The 17,007-nt window shown below is 65.8% G+C and carries 12 protein-coding genes and 1 pseudogene; 4 read left to right on the top strand and 9 right to left on the bottom strand.

The genetic code is table 11. The features are described 5' to 3' along the window. Window positions 1–64: 64 nt before the first annotated feature. The 7 genes from IQ210_RS32830 to IQ210_RS32800 form a co-directional block, all read right to left on the bottom strand. Window positions 65–1,585 (bottom strand): integrase, encoded by a 1,521-nt coding sequence (locus IQ210_RS32830; protein ID WP_194082818.1) that lies wholly within the window; start codon window positions 1,583–1,585, stop codon window positions 65–67. Between the two features lie 413 nt (window positions 1,586–1,998). Beyond that, on the bottom strand, window positions 1,999–2,790 hold the full coding sequence (locus tag IQ210_RS32825) for a hypothetical protein (RefSeq protein ID WP_194082817.1): 792 nt from the start codon (window positions 2,788–2,790) through the stop codon (window positions 1,999–2,001). Next, complete coding sequence (locus tag IQ210_RS32820) at window positions 2,774–4,951, bottom strand: hypothetical protein (RefSeq protein ID WP_194082816.1); 2,178 nt, start codon at window positions 4,949–4,951, stop codon at window positions 2,774–2,776. The genes IQ210_RS32825 and IQ210_RS32820 overlap by 17 nt, the downstream gene beginning before the upstream one ends. Before the next feature lie 153 nt (window positions 4,952–5,104). Beyond that, a complete protein-coding gene (locus IQ210_RS32815; RefSeq protein WP_194082815.1) occupies window positions 5,105–5,653 on the bottom strand; it encodes a hypothetical protein in 549 nt (182 codons plus the stop codon). 753 nt (window positions 5,654–6,406) lie between these two features. Then, the gene (locus tag IQ210_RS32810) at window positions 6,407–8,320 is read right to left on the bottom strand and encodes a UvrD-helicase domain-containing protein (protein ID WP_194082814.1); all 1,914 of its coding nucleotides are present in this window, start codon (window positions 8,318–8,320) and stop codon (window positions 6,407–6,409) included. Between the two features lie 3 nt (window positions 8,321–8,323). Then, window positions 8,324–10,204 (bottom strand): ATP-dependent nuclease, encoded by a 1,881-nt coding sequence (locus tag IQ210_RS32805; RefSeq protein WP_194082813.1) that lies wholly within the window; start codon window positions 10,202–10,204, stop codon window positions 8,324–8,326. 369 nt (window positions 10,205–10,573) lie between these two features. Next, window positions 10,574–10,792, bottom strand: a complete 219-nt coding sequence (locus IQ210_RS32800) for a helix-turn-helix domain-containing protein (RefSeq protein ID WP_228048790.1) — start codon at window positions 10,790–10,792, stop codon at window positions 10,574–10,576. Window positions 10,793–11,042: 250 nt separating this feature from the next. On the opposite strand from IQ210_RS32800, the gene IQ210_RS32795 reads away from it, so the two are divergent. The 3 genes and pseudogenes from IQ210_RS32795 (at window position 11,043) to IQ210_RS47460 (ending at window position 14,120) form a co-directional block, all read left to right on the top strand. Next, window positions 11,043–12,311: a tyrosine-type recombinase/integrase gene (locus IQ210_RS32795; protein WP_194082812.1), complete on the top strand. Its 1,269-nt coding sequence runs from the start codon at window positions 11,043–11,045 to the stop codon at window positions 12,309–12,311. A 91-nt stretch (window positions 12,312–12,402) separates the two neighbouring features. Beyond that, window positions 12,403–13,044 (top strand): annotated as a pseudogene (locus tag IQ210_RS47465) (serine/threonine-protein kinase); the annotation flags it as partial. A gap of 137 nt (window positions 13,045–13,181) precedes the next feature. Then, entirely contained in the window at window positions 13,182–14,120 is a 939-nt protein-coding gene (locus IQ210_RS47460) for a serine/threonine-protein kinase (protein WP_228048895.1), read from the top strand. 260 nt (window positions 14,121–14,380) lie between these two features. Here IQ210_RS47460 and IQ210_RS32785 read toward each other — a convergent pair whose 3' ends face one another. Further along, window positions 14,381–15,559, bottom strand: a complete 1,179-nt coding sequence (locus tag IQ210_RS32785) for a hypothetical protein (RefSeq protein WP_194082811.1) — start codon at window positions 15,557–15,559, stop codon at window positions 14,381–14,383. Between the two features lie 200 nt (window positions 15,560–15,759). After that, complete coding sequence (locus IQ210_RS32780) at window positions 15,760–15,909, bottom strand: hypothetical protein (protein WP_194082810.1); 150 nt, start codon at window positions 15,907–15,909, stop codon at window positions 15,760–15,762. A gap of 93 nt (window positions 15,910–16,002) precedes the next feature. On the opposite strand from IQ210_RS32780, the gene IQ210_RS32775 reads away from it, so the two are divergent. Then, a complete protein-coding gene (locus tag IQ210_RS32775; protein WP_194082809.1) occupies window positions 16,003–16,800 on the top strand; it encodes a hypothetical protein in 798 nt (265 codons plus the stop codon). Window positions 16,801–17,007: the final 207 nt, after the last annotated feature.

The raw sequence follows: 17,007 nt of genomic DNA, 5'->3' as shown, positions 1-17,007 counted from the left end.
CGGTCAGTTCTCTCACTGTCTGGCCTACTCAGGTCATGAGCGTGACCGCCGACGGCCAGTATGTTCAGACAGGTTCCAGCAGATCGACTACAGAGAGTCTGGTTTCGCCGTTGACAAGCTGGAGTGCGACCTCGGCCCGGGCCGCAAGGTCTAGAGGGGGGAGGTCCTCGGCGTACGCGGCGTGCACGATGCGGTCCAGGCCCGCGCCTACGAGCGGCGCGGCTGTGCGAAGCGACGCCTCTAGCGCCACGCCCTGGGTGGCACCGCCGTGCAGGATGATGTTTCGGGTGCGGTACAAGCGCCGCAGCGCGATCCGAAAGGCTCCCGCGACGTCGTTCAGAACTGGTCGGGGGTCTTGGACCAGGTCGGCCATGCGCTGGGCGGCGGGATTGTCGGAGTATTTGGTGGACGTCCGGGTGAAGTCCAGTGCCCCGGCCCCTTTGGTGCGCAATGCCTCGGCTACCAGCCTGGCGCGTTCCTGATTCGTCGTGCAGGCCGCGATTGAACGGGTAAGGTCATCTACTTCCCGGGGCTTGTGTCGGTGTGCGAGGGCAGTGAGCTCGGCGCGGGGCCAAGAGCAGGCGATGATAGCCGCCATCCGGTCGGCTGCCACCGCTTTGCCCGAGCGCTCGTTCTCTTTGGGATCGTCCGGATGCGAAAGCAGCGATTCCACAGCGGCCCAGGCCCCGGCGACAGCCGGAGCCATCGGACCACGGTTGACCGCGGCCGCGAGCTCCAGCGCATCATCGATCCGGCTGCGCTGGCTTGCGATTCGGTAGAGGTGTCCCTCGTTGACCAAGGTCAGGACATCCGCGCCCCGAGCCGGGGGGTCGAGCGGGACAGGCTTTGCGTGGCCTGCGACCCAGATGTACGGGAGAGGCTCTACACCGCCCCGGTCCCTGCGCAGGAACTGAGCACGTGCGGTCATGCGCTCCACGAGCTGCCGTGCCTGCTCGGCGGCGCTGAAGGGGTCGCGGGCCTGGACCTGGTAGATAAACCCGCCTCCGGGGCGGACACCAGATGTGTCGTGGCCCTGCTCGCGCAACCAGCTCACGACCTTGCCTTTGTCCAGCCAGTTCTCAAGCGGCTCGGCCAGCTCCCGCCGGGGCACCTTCTCCAGCACCACCAGCACCTCGAACATGCTGGCCGGGGTCCTGGCGAGTTCTGCGGCGCTGTCTGCGATGTCTGCCGTGGTCGCGCGAGCCTGATAAAGATCGTTCGCCCATGCCTTCAGGTGGCTGGCGCTGTATCCCAGGTCCAGGAGGTGGGAGGCGACAGTGCGGGAGTAGCGCTCCGGCTTGACGCGCTCCTCGACAGGAACATTTACGGCGGCTGCCCAGCGTTCCAGGTAGCCGGCCCGCACGTGGCCGATGATCTCCTTGAGTCGGCGGCGGGTGGGGCTCGGATCAGGCAGCGGCTTTTTCAGCAGCTCGGTGAGCTCCTTGCGCAGCTCCTTGTCGCCAAGGCCTCGATCGGGACCGATCAAAGCGTTGAGCTCATTACGTTGCCAGTCACAGGCGGTCTGTGACAGCACCCCGTGGGCCTGCCAGTAGCCCGCCTCCCACAGCTCTTCCAGAGCCAGCACGGATCCTATGTCCCACAGCCGACGAGCCCATGGTGTGCCTTCGTCAGTGAAGTAGTCCGCCATCCGGGCTAACACGTGCCGGGCGTAGGGCTCCGAAGCAGGGGGCGATGCCATCGCAGCACCCTAGCCGATCACCACACTGCGCCCTGCTCATCTAGCAAAGTCCGTGCTACATTGGCAGCAGACTTAAAGGGGCACTCGCCGTTCTGCGGCCACTGCCCCTTTCTTCTTTTTCTTCCCAGACGTCTCCTCTGCACTCTCAGGGCATGTCCGGCTGGGACAGCTCTGGAACCGGCAGACACTACACAACACCATCCGAGGCTGGCTACGCGCGGTGACTGAGCACACCACAGTGGTCGTGGCATCCGTGCTTCGTGCTCATCCCGGCACCCATCAGTGACCATTGGAGCACCTCACGCACCAAGGCCCGGTCCGCCCGGCGCACTGTCTGGGAGGTGTCCGTTGGCGGACTGGATCTGCAGCCCGAGGGCATGCAGACGGTCGGCAAGTTCTGGCTGGTCATAGCGGGTGAAGATCTGGGCAAGGCTGTCGACGAGGTTCACGCGGGCGGGCATGTCGAGGTCCTGCACGAAGGTCTGGAGCAGGTGGGCGACTTGGACCCAAGCGGTGTGCGGGGCGTACGTGGTGATTTCTCGCGTCATCTGGCCCAGTGCTTCGATGGTGTCCTGGTCGGCGGCTTGTGGCTGTTGGATGAGCCAGTAGGCGAGTGCCAGTGTGGGCGTCGTGGACAGGGCCCGGTGTAATTCCTCTGCCTGGTACTGGCGTTGTCGGTTGGTCTGCTCGGTGAGGGCGTTGTCGTGCGTCCTGCGCTGGAGGCAGACGACCGCCTCGATGTCTGAACTCTCAGCTGTCAGCTGCACCCGGGCCCACAGGAGGCGGACGGGGGCATCGGCGAGGTCGTGTGAGGCGCCCAGTCGGCTGTTGATGTGGGCTTGAGCCGCTTGGTGTTCCGTCAGGGGGTACAGGCCCGACACGGCGCGGGCCGTTTCGAGAGCGTGGTGGGTGGCAGCTGCACGGGGGTCGTGGTGGTGCCGGGCGGCTGGTGTTTCCTCCCATCGTCCGGTCAGGTGTGCATGGAAGTGGTAGCCGGGGGCGTTGCTGGGGAGCCGGTACGGGTTGTCGTTGTCGGTGAGCTGGCCGGCCCGCGGGGCGGGCCAGCCGGTTCGGTCACGGTTGCGGCGCATGAGGGTCAGGGGGTGCGGCAGGGTCTTCGGCCCTCATGCGGGTCGATAGCTCGTCGCGCAGGCGGGCGGCGTCACTGGGCTGCGGTGAGGGCGGTGCAGGGGTCCAGCTGAAGAGCAGGTTCTGCATGGCGATCATGCGTCGCGCGCTGTAGTGCGGGTCGGTGGGACGGTGTACCGCGCTCAGGAAGATGTGCTGAATGGTCGAACTGAGGTCGGGGGTATCGAGAGCCGTCTGCATCCAGTAGCCGAACGCTTGGGCCACGATCGGAGACCAGTCGGCTATAGGCAAAGCGTTGCGCCACATGTCGCTGAGCCACACGGTCGTGATCTGCTGGTCCCTCAGGAGAGCGGGTCCGTCAGGTGTACGACGGGCGGCGAGATAGGCGAACGTGCTTTGTGCCGCTGCCTGCTGGGGTTCCCGGTGGTCCCCGGCCCACAGGGTGAGCTGCTTGTGGATGGCGGGGCGCTGGTCGTCCTGGTCCCACAGGCTGTTGAGGGCTTTGCTGATAGCGGCGGTGACCTCGTCGCTGTGCACGGCGTTCTGGCCGACGGGGGCGGCCAGCTCAGCGATTCTGCTCAGCATGCTGGTCGGATAGATGGTGGCCAGCCGCTGGAAGGCCCGGATGAGGACGACTTTGAAGTCCGCGCTGAGGGTGTCCGTGTCCCTGACCCATCTGCGGTAGGCGCTGCGGGCCAGAACACCGGCGTGGTCGTCGATTGCGGCAAGCACCAGCAGGTCGCATGCGGCGTCGGCGTGGGACGAGGACCATTGCTCGGCCAGAAAGCGCAGGAGGTTCGTCCTGCGGTGGCGTGCGGTGTAGTGCACGGTCCAGTGGCTGACACGCTGGGCCAGTGGTGCGGTCAGGTCCGCTTCACCGAGCGTGGTGACTTGAGCGGCGGTCCAGCGGGTGAACTCCTCCAGAAGGTGGGGCCGGTCGTCGAGAAAGTAGTCGACGACCGCTTCGGCGTAGTTGTGGTACCGGAAGCGGATGGTGCCGTCGGGCTGCAGTTCGGCGTTGGCCGTGTGGGTCAGCGCCACGACCCCCAGTCCCTGCTGTCCGTTGCGGGGCTCGGGCTTCTCGTTGAGCGCCGTGGCCAGGCTGGCGGATGCCCGGTAGATCTTGTCGGAGCTCGCGCCCTCCAGTACGGCTGCAGCCAGGAGGTAGTTGCGGTAGGCGCTGTCGCTGTGGGTGTTGTGCCAGTTGAGAAGTTCGGTGCGCCAGTCTTCGGCGGCCTTGACTACTTCCTGGACCAAGCCCTTGAAGTAATCGGTGTCAGGTGCCGCGTCGGATCCGAGGCCGCCTTTGCGGCGTTCGATGTCCTCGGTGGTGATGATGGCGTTCGCCCAAGCCGCCATCTTCGCCGGCAGAAGGGGGGTGATGCTCCTGCTGATGGGATCGGACGACAGCCAGTTGTCGATGTTGATCGTGAACGGCGCCTGTAGCAGTTGCTTGCGCAGGATGTGCTCGCGCGGCGGCCCTTCCAGGGGCCTGGCGATTTCGGTTGCTCCCTGACCGCATCGGGCCCAGGCCGTGGTGCTCATGAGGACGACGAGACAGGATCCCTCTGGTAGCCGGTCCGTGTCCTCGACCAGTTCGCGGCCGAAGCCGGCTGGAGGCTGTTCCGCACGCAGGTCCAGGATCCATCCGGTATGAGACTCTTGCAGTCCTGCCATGTCGAACGGCGCATTTGGTTCCCTGCGTACCTGGCGGATGGTGTCGCCAGTGCGACGGCGCAGCCCGTCCAGGGCAGTGCTGAAGCGGCCGCTGCCATCTGCTCCTGTCAGGACGACGACCGGCCATTGGTCCAGGATCTTGCTGATGGCCTGGTCGTCGTCTTCGTCGCGGACGTAGGTCGTCAACTGCGTGGCGACTTCGGTCGGGGGCAGTGCGATGCCCCGCAGTCGGCGGAATCCCTGCTCGATGAGGGTGCCGATGACAGTGCCGCGGTTCGTGCCGATGCGCTGGCTGACCTGCCCGCTCCAGTTGGACTCGGTGAGCTCATCATGGAGATGACTGTCCCCGGAGCTGCCGTCGTCGTCTGGAGTTCCTTGCTCTACAGGAGCGTCGGACTTGTCCGAGGCATCTGGCACCGCGGGCTCAACGGGGAGATCGGGCCCAAGCGGGGCTTCATGCCCGCCAGGGTCGTGCGGGTTGGACAACTCCGTCAGTGTGTCAGGAGCCGGCCCCGCGAGGCCCGCGAGAGGGTGCTGTGCGGGGGGTGGGGCAGCGGTCGGGGGCGCTTCCGGTGTCTGCGGCATTGGGGCGCTGGAGGTCACGGGCAATCCTTTTCGAGACTGTCGGGACAGTGAGGTTCAGCGCTCGGGCCGGCGGGGTGGGCTGCCGATGCTCCGGGCGCGCATGCCGGTGACCGTGGCGCCTTCGGCAACAGTGGTGATGTCCTGGTCTGTCTCCGCGTAGCCGCTGATGGCGTCATCGGCATGCATGCCAGTGACATGGCCCTGCACGGTGTGGATCTTCTGCCGCGAGAAGGGGCCGGAGGGTTGCCGGTCTTCCTCTCCCTGGAACGTCAGCCGTTGTCCGTAGAGGTCCTCCAGCCTGCCGCGCAGCCGCCCGAGCAGCCGCAGCAACTCGGCATTGCCCACCTCGACGGGTGTCGCACCTCGGCGGTACACGCCAAGAGCGTCGCGCAGCAGCTCCAGCTCTCCCTGGTGCACCGCAAGTTGCTCCTCATCGACGGTCAGCGGCAGGGCTAACTCGCCCCGCAGCGGCACGGGTGATGCCAACTCGGACTCAGGTGCGCCCCTCCGGTCCAGCAGGTTCTCAAGCCGCTGGTAGAGGAATGTGAACGTGGCAGGCAGCCCTGCACCGAGCAGTGCGGACAGAGCGCTGAAGTCAGACATGAACTCCCCCTGGCTCGCGTCGATTCGTGTCAGAAATTCTCACTCGTTCACCGACCACGAAATCACCCCTTTGGAAACATGACCGAAAGGCGCCCCACCCCTTCCGTCACACGTGTTTCCTGCACATCAGGAGTCACTTTCCTCACGCACCTATGGTTTCATGTCTCGTATTCGCGGCCTGGCTCTGCGCCCGGATTCTCGGATACAGAGCCCGCCTCCCGTTCGGCTGCCTGGTCACGCGGTGCCATGTGCCCGTGTAGCCGGTAGACCAGCTCATCAGGGTGTCTGGCCAGGCGTTCTCGGCGCCACGCCGCATCGAAGGAGAGCTGGCCACGGCTCCGGGCCACGGCCCAGGCGGCGCGGCTGCTGGTGACAGGAGACAGCAGTAATCGCACGAGAGTCAGACGCATACCGTTCAGCGTGGCTGCTCGAATTCCGGCCGACCGACGCTTTTTCCGCACTCTTGGACTCCATGACGCGCCCGTATCAGAAACAGGACAACACCATATTGGCGAGCAATGTTCTTCCCTGTCAGGGGCTACACCCTCCGCTCCTTACGGTCAGAGTTGTATTCCTCCTCCCATCGCACGGAGAGCGAATACCTGAACGGGTATTCCGATCGGACGCAAGGGCGGCTTCCGGCCTGTGCTGCGGTACCCCGCCCAGGGCACGGGTCAGTTGTCGGTAGGTCGCAGGGCAGTCATGCGATGTCCGGCCGTCTGCGCCGCTCGTCGGAGAACAGCCAGGAGTCGCTCAGTGGGCGACGACGTCGACATCGTGGACAGTCCAGCCGCGAGCCGTCATCGCCTCGACGTACGGTTCGGCTCTCGTGCGGTGCGCGGCGAAGGCAAGCAGATGGGTGGGGCGGGTGGCGCCCACAAAGACGAGCTGCGCCGCACGCTGCACCGTGACCAGGGCCTGCGAGGCATCCTGTTGCTGGCTCAGGAGTGCGAGGACCTCGTGTACGTCGTACTTCTTTCCGCTGCGTTCCAGGCATTCGAGGATGAGCGTCGCCGTGTGGGTCTCGCCCTTGGCGCTTTGGATCGATCCCGCAAGTGACGTCACTACTCCGTGGTCCGCGTCCGCCGGCGCCTCGGGCACGGGGGCTGGCTGGTCAGCGCAGGGGACGTGGGCGAGGGGGTCTGTCAGGTGCGCGACCCCTTTGAGGGGGCTCTGGGTCAGGTCGGGCAGCAGTCGCTGCAGCCGGGCGGTGATCACTGCCCACTCGGCGTGGCTGTCGAGGGGGCTCGTCAGCATGTCGTGCAGGAGCAGGCGTGTCCTGCCTCCGGCGGTGGCCGGGTCTCGGTCCAGGCGTCTCAACGGGGGCAGGCTGCCTGAGGTGGCGAGTCGGGCCACGGCACGGATTGCGTTCCACAGGAGTGTGACGGCTGTGTGGTTGTTGCCGGCCTGCCGGTGTGCCTGGGCGGTGCGTGCCGATGTGATGAGACTGCCGATTACCTGGCTGGGCACGGTGGTGAAGTCGGGCACGTAGCAGGAGACGGACTGGGGAAAGGCCTTCGCGCCGCCGGGGGTGAGGCGGGATCCCAGGACGCGGGGCGGGCTGTCGAGCAGGAGCGGGCGGGGGATGGTGGCTGCTGCCATGCGTTCGAAGGCCGGCACGACCTCGCTGACGGTGTTGTCGTCGAAGAGCAGGAGGGCGATGGTCCCGTCGTGGCCGGCGCCGTCGATGCGCTGGCGGCGGTGGATGGTGAGGTCGCTGGCGAGTGCGGCGACCTTGCTGCCGAACCGGCGGCTGACGGGGAGTTGGGCGGCGTGGGGCAGTGGGAACGACGACGGCTGGGCCACGCTGGGTCCGTCGGTGAAGATGCGCTGGTTGACGTCGCCTACTCGCTGGACGACTGTGCTCTGGAAGCCGAAGACCTTGTCGAGCAGGCGCTGCTGAAGGTCACTGGTGTCCTGCATTTCGTCCAGGAGGACGAAGGGGAAGCGGTGGGCGGCTGCTTCGGCGAGCTGCGGGTGGTGGGTGAGGTGGTGCTCCGCGAGGGCGAACATGTCGTGGTAGCGGAAGATGCCCTGCTCGGTGAGCTTCTCCTTCAGTGCCACGAACTGCCGGCCGCTGGGGGTGTCGGGCTTGAACGGCTGGGTGCCGTCCGGTCCGGTCGTGGTGAGTTTTCCGGCGTCGCACACGTAGCGGGCTTCCGACACGAGTGCGGGACCGTTGCGGCGCTTTCCGAGGAAGGTGTTCAGCGTGCGGAAGGCGGGGTGGCGTTCCAGCAGGCGCAGGGCCGCGGCCGCATAGGTGTCGTCGTCGACGGCCTGGACTTCGATGCCGCGGGCTCGGAGGGCGGGCAGGGCGAAGAAGGTGTTGGTGAAGGCCTGGATCGTGCCGATGAAGTGCGGGTACTGCAGCAGTCGGCGTCCGGCCGGTGTGATGGCGAGGCGGCTGCTGATCTCGTCTTTGGCCGTGTTGGTGTGGGACAGGACGCAGATGCCGCGGGTTGGTGAGTTCCAGCCCTGGCCCAGCAGGGCGAGTTTGAGTCCGACCAGGCTGGTCTTGCCAGATCCGGGGGCTGCTTGCAGGTCCAGGCGCTCAGCGCTTTGGATGAAGTCCCACTGTTCCTGGTGCGGCAGTTCGAGGCCGAGCTGCTGGGCGAGGGCTTCGACTTTGTCCTTGATGAAGACGTCGGGTGCGTAGAGGGGCGTCATCGCTCAGACCTCGCTGCACAGGTAGGTGAAGGCGGCCACGAGGTAGGGCGGCAGATCAGCTTCGGTCACGGAGGTGGTCTGCAGGAGCCGGGCCGCGTGATGGGCGGCGATCGGCTTGCTGCCCCGGCCCTTGCGCAGCGGCTCATAAATGTCCAAGGCCGCCTTTTCCAGGGAAACGTTGCTCTCTCGCCACTTCGTGACCTCGTCCCGCGCGGCACGGTCCAGGTCGGCGAGCTTGTCCGCGGTGGGCCAGGTGGTCTTGGAGGCGACGGCAGCGCGGACGGCCTGGTGCATCAGGGTCGCCATGGTCCAGGAGGCGGCGGCCAGGTCGTACTCCAGCGTCCAGTGGTCGGAGACGAAGGTGCGTACGTGGCCGCTGTCCTCCTCTTTCAACCCTGCGACGTGCTTGTCGATCTCTTGCTGGGTCATCTCCGCCGAGCACTTCAGCTTCTTGCGCATCTCATCGGAGGTGCCGGCGGGAACCAGGTCCCGGTCCCGGATACAGGCCACCGCGACCGGGATCTGCGCGCCGTCGCGCTGGAAGATGCGGCTGTATCGGAAGAGACCGACACCGCCGACGTCGACGACGCTCACGCCGCATTCGCTGAACGACCGGCCGACCGCCTGAGCGAGAGCGGGCAGCAGGATGGCTTCGGCATCGCCCTCGACGATGGCCACGCTGCGGGCGAAGAACAGGTTGGCCTTGGTCACGTCGAGGAAGCGCGTGAGAAAGGCGTAGTCGCCCTCGTCGAGGCGGGTCAGGCCCGGCGCCAGACGGTACGTGGACCCGCGGGCGACGAGGGTTAGGTGCTCGACCGGGATGGCCGAGGCCAGGTTGGGACTGTGGGTGGTGAGGATGACCTGGACCGGGGGCGCCCCCGCCGTCTTGGCAGTCTCGGCGCGGTCCCGCAGAAGGTCCATGATGCGGGTCTGGAGCTGCGGATGGAGGTGGGCTTCGGGTTCCTCGATCAGCAGCAGCGGGGCGAAGGCACTCTTGCCGAGCAGCAGCAGCTCGGCTGCCATGAACAGGGCGTTGTTGTAGCCCAGGCCATGTCGGGTCCACTCCCCCGCACCGGCGAACAGGGTCAACTCCAGGCGTTCCAGCGCGCGGGCGAGGGTGGCATCGCCGGCGACGCCGATCTCGCCGCGCAGGACGTCGGAGCCGATGGAGAATTTCTCCAGGTAGCCGGTGTTGATGTCGTTGCGGGCGGCCTTCACCGCCTCGTTGTCGCTGATGTGCCGTTCTGCCCGCCGCAGGATGCCGACCAGGGTACTGGCGGTGCCCTTCACTTCGTCGAAATCGTCCTCACCCTGTTCTCGCATGGCCGGATAGCCGGCGAGGATCTGTGAGAGCCGGGATCCCCGGCCGGAGCGCAGCTCGGCCTCAGCGTCTCGCAAGGGGCGCAGGTAGGTAGCCTTCAGCAGCTCGCGCGCTGCACCGTCCAGAGCCGGCCCCTGCCCCTCGCGGCCGGTACGCGTGGTCACCGCAACACGGTGGGGTCGCAGCGGATCCATGAGCTCCGCCTTGACGGTGACATAGAGCGCGACATTCCCGTCATCGTCTGTGGTGAGAAGTTCCAGGAAGACCCCTTGTTCTTCCGTCGTCAGATCCTTGAAACCACAGGTGATCTTGAAGGCGTCCGCGCGGCCCTCCACTCCGACATGGAAATCGTCGCGCGTGATCCGGTAGTAGTCAGCCGCTGTAGTCAGCAGGCACAAACGGATCGCGTCAATGATGGCCGTCTTGCCGCTGTCATTCTCGCCGACGAGGACGTTCGTGGCGGGACCGAACTCCAGGCTCAGACTGGCGTCCGTGTCGCCGTTCTTCTGCGGCGTCGAACCGAAGACCCGGAAGTTCTCTGCGTACAGGCACGCAAGGTACAACGACGTCCCCCGAGCAATGAGGCCCGTGCCCTGACTGGCCCAGGCGGCTACAACCGCCTCAAGTGCCCCACCCGTGCGCGGTTCTGACGCATCATACGACTAAACATGACACGCGTGTCTTGTTAGGAGAATCAGCCCCCAAAGCCAGAAATGGACACGTCAGATCCCGCAAAACCCAACGACGAGGCAGAACCGTCATCGCCGCGCGACAGCAGGAGAGGGTGGACCCTCATGGCCGTCATACCTGCCAGCGGGCACCTGCTGCGCACACCGTCTGCGCGGACCCGCGAAGGCAACACGACGATCAACCGCGCCTACGTCCTCACGACATCCCGTGGACGATCACGAGCGCTCGCCAGCCGGTCCGGACTACTGAGGTCCGGGCTCTCCGACACCCTCCCCGGCGATGTGGTTAACACGCTCTCCCGGCTCCACATCGAGCCCAGCGGCAATGTCCAGAAGCGTCAGCACGCTGGGGCTGCGCTGCCCATGCTCGATATAGATGAGTCCGCGGAAACTCAACCCGCTACGCTCCGCGAGCTGTTCCAAACTGTATCCCCGGCCTTCTCTGAGGCGTCGAATCTGCATACCGAGGGACAGGAGTCGGGGATCTGGTGACGGTTCGCGTGGTGGCACACAGCGACACCACCCGTGCGACTTCTCCCGGACCATGAACAGCTGTGCATAATCAAGCTTCGGGCTGGAAATCCTGCACGTAAGCACATACGCGCGGCCGCACAGTTACGGCACCACTCACTCATACACCTCGCTCCGGCGCGAACGGCCAGACCATGTGTGACAGCAAGACCGCTGGCTCACTAGCAATGAACGAGAACATATGGCCAGACCCGTGCTGCCATTCGACCGATGGCACAAGTCGTATCCAAAACCCCACCGAGGCGATGAACCCTGTAGATGCGGGACCAGGAACCGTCCCCTTTACCCGTCAGCGGACCACGGGCGGGGGCTCCGCTGGCAGGCCCGCTACGTCGATCACCTCAGGAAAGAGCACAGAGAGTCGTTCGACACCTGGCAGGAAACCCTCGACCGGCTCGGTGAACTGACGGCCCAAGACGCGACCGTAACGAGTGAGAGCCAGCCGCTACGCGGTGCACGGGTCGCATTCTTCGGCGCGCAGATGATCGAGCGCAAAAGGAAGAAGCAAAAGAGACTCAACACGATCAACACCTACGAGAGTCACCTCCGCAACCACATTCTCCCGTTCGCGGGAAATCGCCTGCCCGCATCGCTGCGGCGCCGTGACTCGATGGCCTTCGTCGATCACTTGCTGGAAAAGCCCAGCCTCAGATCGGCCCGCACAATTGTCCAGATCTTCAAGACGTGGCGCATCCTCATCCATTACATGATGGACGAAGATATTCCACTGCCCGCAAACATCGTGTCCCGCATCGAGCTTCCCGAAATCAACGACAACAGAGTCTCTTTGACTCCGGAGCAGGTGGCCGCAGCGGCCGTTGCGATGCGGGTGATCGAGCCGCGCTACGAAGTCCTGGTCTGGCTCGGCGCATGCGCAGGACTACGCGCCGGGGAAGCCCTGGGCCTGACACGGGCGTGCGTGGGCTGGCAGGAGGACCTCCTCTACGTCCAAGAGCAGCGTCAGCGCGGCAAGGCGGCACCGCTCAAAACGAAGGCCAGCTACGCGACCCTGCCTGTGGACCATTTTCTGGTCGAGCGGCTGGCGACTCATGTGGCTAACTTCAGCGACCCGGAACCGATCACCCAGGACGCTGCGCGCAAGCGTCGAGCTCGGAAGCACGTCGAGCCACCCGCCGAAGGGCTCATCGTGACAAACCGATACGGGAGGCCTGTTCAGAGCAGTGACTTCAACGGGAAGTGGCGACAGGTCGTCGCCCGGGCCGGTCTCCCTGAAGGCTCCCGCTTCCACGATCTCAAGAGCTTCTACACCTCCACACTCGGCGGCCCGGGTCAGCATGATCCGAAGACAGTCCAATCCCTCTCGCGTCACGCCCGGTTCACCGAAACCTGGGACACCTATGCCCGCCCGCCGAAGATTGCGGAAGGTCTGACGGTGACCGCCTTCGGCCAGGCATTCCACCCGATCTTGCAGCGGCCCAACGAATGTTGAGTGCGGCGCGATCATCTCGTTCGACGCGCGCCAGTGACCGAACACTGCGCTCTTGGTCACGGCCGAGCGGGCACACGGCTGGGGAGGGGATATGGCACTTGAGCCGCTCGGTGAACATCACGTCGATACGGATCTGCCCATCCTTGCGGCCGATGTGCGCCGTGAGCCGCCTGGGGGAGCTGTCGTGTCCAACCGTGTTCAGCCGGTGCAGCCCAGCGATCCACGTCGGGTGGGTCCCTACCGTGTCGTGGGGCGGCTTGGATCCGGCGGCATGGGCACGGTGTACGCCGCTGTCACGGCCGCAGGCGAGCGCGTCGCCGTCAAGGTCGTGCATCCGGCACAGGCCGCAGACGATGAGTTCCGTGCTCGCTTCCGGCGGGAAGTGCAACTCTCCCAGCGCGTCACCGGGCCATGCCTGGTTCCGGTCCGCGACGCCGACACCCAAACCGCGACGCCGTGGCTCGTCACGCCCTACATACCCGGCCTCACCCTCGACGGGCACGTGACGGCTAACGGCCCCTTGGCCGGTGGGCGTCTGTATGCGCTGGCTGCTGGCACCGCAGCCGCACTCGCTGCCGTGCACGCCCAGGGCGTCGTCCACCGGGACGTGAAGCCGCAGAACGTCATCCTGGCTCCGTCCGGCCCGCAGGTCCTGGACTTCGGCATTGCCCATGCCCTGGATGGCACTTCGGTCACCCGTACCGGGGTAATGACCGGCACGCCCGGCTGGATCAGTCCCGAGCACTACCGCACCGGCGCCGTCGGCGCTCCGGGCGATGTGTTCGCCTGGGGAGCCCCCTCCTCGCCTACGCGGCCACCGGCCGACTCCCTTTCGGCGGCGGCGCCGCCGATGCAGTGGCCTTCCGCGTCATGCAGGCCGAACCAGACCTGGACGGCGTGCCGGCCAGCCTGCGGCGCCTCGTGGAGCAGGCGTTGTCGAAGGAGCCGTCCGAGCGGCCGAGCGCCGCTGAACTTGCGGATGAGTGCACCGAGTTGCTCGCAGCTCAGGCAACCGCCGTCCTCACGTTCGGCGACCAGCAGCCCACCCTCATATCCGACCTCGTCAGCGCGCACTGGGAACTGACACCTGAAACCGAACCCGCCTGGCCCACCCCACCCAGACGCAACAGCCGTACACGTTTGTATCTGGCGGTCGCCGTAGCCGCTGCTGTTCTCGGCAGTCTCGGTGGTGTCCTCGCGGCCGCCTCCCAATCATCGAACAGCGCCCGCGGCCAAGCTTCCGCACCGAGCAACCACACGAGCGCCGCCGCTGCCACCGCCGCGGCGCAGCAGTCCACCCCTCGGACAACCAGCGCAGCTGCGGCCTCTCCCTCTGCGTCAGCGCCGTCGCAAACGTTCCAGCAACCTGCTGGCATCCCCTCCCCTGCCTACACACGCAGCGACAACGCCCAGCCCAACGTGGACGAATGGGCCGCAGCCCGGCTGCCGGCCACTGCGGCCGAGAAGACTGCCGCGCAGCACCTGATCACGGACGCGACGCCAGTCCTTCAGGGACCGCAGTACATAGATGACACCGTGACCGTGACCTTCAACCCCGCAGCCCAGACCATGTTCGTCACCTTCGGCCCCGGCATCTACCCGGAAGGACAGGACTACCGTGACGACACCGGATTCACTGACACCGTCCGCGGCCTGATGTTCGGCAGCTGCTCCGAAGCCCAGCAGAACTTCGGCAACGACACCGCCTGGCCCTACGGCCGCGCCGTCCTTGTCTACCGAGAGTCCATGGCCAGCCCCACCATCGTGGACTACCGCGACGTCACCCACATCGACAGCTGCCGCGTATAGCCCTCAACTCCCTTACGTACTCGTTCCGTTCGGCGACCTTGCCTCTCACCCGGCGCAAGAGGGTCAGGGGGTGCGGCGGGGTCTTCGACCCTCATGCGGGTCGATAGCTCGACGCGCAGGCGGGCGGCGTCGTTGGGCTGCGGCGAGGGCGGTGCAGGGGGCCAGCTGAAGAGCAGGTTCTGCATGGCGATCATGCGTCGCGCGCTGTAGTGCGGGTCGGGTGGGATGGTGTACCGCGCTCATTCGGGTGAATAGCGATGTCACCTTCGGTCGGCGCTACGCAGGATGTCGAGGAGGTCCGAAGGGCCGGGGATGCTATGGCGGAAGAACAAGGCGACAGCGCCAGTGACAACCAGACCTAGAAAGGGCCCTGAGACGCCTTCGGGGAAGCCGAGCATGTGGGCTCCCCACATCGCCAGAACGACGACGCCGCCCGCTCCCACAATGCGCGGCGTACCGTGCTCGGTCACCGGGTCGATACCGGTCAGCTCGTCCGCGTCGAGAAGTTCGCCGACCCGGCCCTCGACGTAGCGTTCAGTGATCGTGACCAGCATGCTGGCGAGCTTCTGAAGCGCCGGGCCGGGATCGATGTCCTGTTGGGCCTCAGCAGCTCGAAGAGCGCCAATCACCTTGGCCGCGTGGAGCTTGAGCTCACGTCGGCGGTGTCTGCGCGGCTTGCCGTGGCGAGTACGCCAGGCCCTTCGGATGACCCGCTCGCAGGCACGGACGGACACCTGCGGCATGTCCAGCGGCGAGGTCTCGGCGGTACGCAGGTACGCACGTCCACAGCGCGTAGCGGTGCTCAACAGGACAGCAACCGGCCCGTATCGTGTCTCGATCGTCTGCTTCGGAACTGAGGCAGCAGGACGTGTCGCGTCCGGCCCGCCCCATCCGCTGAATGCCGTCAAACCAGGCGAGACCAACCAGACGGCCGTGATGATTGCCAGAACGGTGACAACCGGGGCGAGGCCTGTGATCACGGAGCCCGGATGTTCGTAGATATCTGTCCAGACTGAAGGGAGGTCGGTCAGCTTCTGCCCTGTCCAACTGGCTGCGTCCCACACTCCCTTGGCGAGGTGCGTGAACGGATCGAGCGGATCACCGTCGTTCTTGGACTCGGTTCCGCTCGGCAAACCAGCGGCGCCACGGACAAGCAGCACGACGAGAAGGAGCAGCAAGAGTCGGACTGGTGTGAGGGCGAGGAAGGCGTCCCACCATCGCACGAGGCACAGCGGTATGTTCGCTGTCGGTTCGGGACGCTCCGGCAGGACGCGTGGCAGCACTCGGCGTGCTTCGTTGAACAGACGCTCGGCGAGGCTCTGAGCGTACTGGTGACGGCGCATCCGGATACGGCGGCGTAACGGATCTAGGACGGCGGCTGTCGCTGCGAAAATGATCAGCACCACCGGGACGGTCACAAGGGTGACGAGGAAGGACACCGGGGCAGTCTTCCGTCGACTGCCCACGCGTGTCGACAAAACGGAGCTGATTCTCCCGCCGATTACACCCGCGTGCGGGCAGCGGCATACTGCCGGGATAGTCGCGCAGTTCTCGACGAACTCACCAGAGGGCGCGTCACCGGCTCCCTCCGCGAATGACGCTATGCCGTGGGGTCGAGCCGTAGTTCGGAACGGTTATCTCAGAGTGAGCTGCTTCCAGCCTCCGCGCCCGGCGCCTTCGCCAGAGCCGGCATGTGCTGCTGGAGCCGGAGGAACGCGGCAGCCTGCGGAGAGTCGGGGGCGAGGGTGCAGGTGACGATCGTCAGGCCGGGGTCGGCGGGGATCTCCAAGGCGCCGCAGCCTTCTAGCATGGCGCGCCAGCCACCCGCAGGTGATCCTCCCTTTTGCCCTGGCAGGCAGGCTCAGGCGTCACGATGCGTGTCGTGCAACTAGAACAAGCTGTAGCGGCGACGAGCGCACTAACCACCCTCATCACGGTGCCGGCCACTCTCCTCGCTGCGCACTGGGCGAGACGCAGTGCAGACAAGGCCGCTAGCGCCACGGTGGCGGCAGGCGCTGATCAGTCTCAAGCCACTGTGGCGGCCGCCCAACTCCAGGAGCGTGCGGCACGCGAGGAGTCACTGGAGAGTGCGCGTCGCTCGGCCTACAGCGCATTTCTCAGCGCAGTAGACGTCTTCGTTCGGACCGTCACAGCGCTCCCAGATATTCCTATCGCTTCCCGGCGGGAGCTGTTGGATCAGAAAGCGACTGCTGTGGTCCAGGCACGGGCTAACGTTGCAGTTCTGGGGCCCCTGCCGATTCTCCGCCAGCTGGAGAAGGTGGCCAAGCAGTGCACCGAATTGGAGAAACTGGCACTTCGCAGAGCTGTGCTGAGGTCGGCGCTCAATGCTCTGGAGGACGCCTGGTGCCCTCGCAACGCAGAGTGGTGCCAGGACCCACACCACAACTCCGCGCACGCCGCTTGGAACCTGTTATGCGAGTGGGGCCGTCTGGAGGATGAGGAACGGTGGGAAAAGCTTGACTTCTTGGAGTTCCTCTTGCGGGACAGCCACGCGATGGACACGGAACAGATTAAGCACGTACTTGAGGTGGCTAACAGTGTTGTGTTCTGGGACGAGATGATTGGCGGCCTTGTTCGAGACCCACTCCTGGAGCGTTTTCAGGCAGTACGAGACGCCTTTATCGACGTCGCGTATGGCTCCCTGGACCTTGTCGCCTAAATCCCGAGGCTGCTCGCAGCAGACAACAACGTTCAAGGGAGACCTGTCGGCCACGCGGACTCACCAATGACGAGATCGGCGCGTTGCTGAACCGTGCAGCCTGCTCCACCGGGTGGTCCAAGGTGTTCACCGCCATGACCGAGATCCGCAACATCCGGGAGTCGCGCCGACCTGCGCGGTGAGGTCAGCTCCTGTCGCGCACCAGAG

This window comes from Streptomyces justiciae (assembly GCF_015163075.1).
GTDB classification, from domain to species: Bacteria; Actinomycetota; Actinomycetes; order Streptomycetales; family Streptomycetaceae; genus Streptomyces; species Streptomyces justiciae.
This window is presented reverse-complemented; position numbering and strand designations above follow the sequence as displayed.

Bases quoted from the DNA above. Each gene is read 5' to 3' on its own strand.
- IQ210_RS32825 (WP_194082817.1), bottom strand. From the start codon at position 2,790: ATGCGCCGCAACCGTGACCGAACCGGCTGGCCCGCCCCGCGGGCCGGC.
- IQ210_RS32795 (WP_194082812.1), top strand. From the start codon at position 11,043: ATGGCCAGACCCGTGCTGCCATTCGACCGATGGCACAAGTCGTATCCA.
- IQ210_RS32800 (WP_228048790.1), bottom strand. From the start codon at position 10,792: ATGCAGATTCGACGCCTCAGAGAAGGCCGGGGATACAGTTTGGAACAG.
- IQ210_RS32815 (WP_194082815.1), bottom strand. From the start codon at position 5,653: ATGTCTGACTTCAGCGCTCTGTCCGCACTGCTCGGTGCAGGGCTGCCT.
- IQ210_RS32810 (WP_194082814.1), bottom strand. From the start codon at position 8,320: ATGACGCCCCTCTACGCACCCGACGTCTTCATCAAGGACAAAGTCGAA.
- IQ210_RS47460 (WP_228048895.1), top strand. From the start codon at position 13,182: ATGCAGGCCGAACCAGACCTGGACGGCGTGCCGGCCAGCCTGCGGCGC.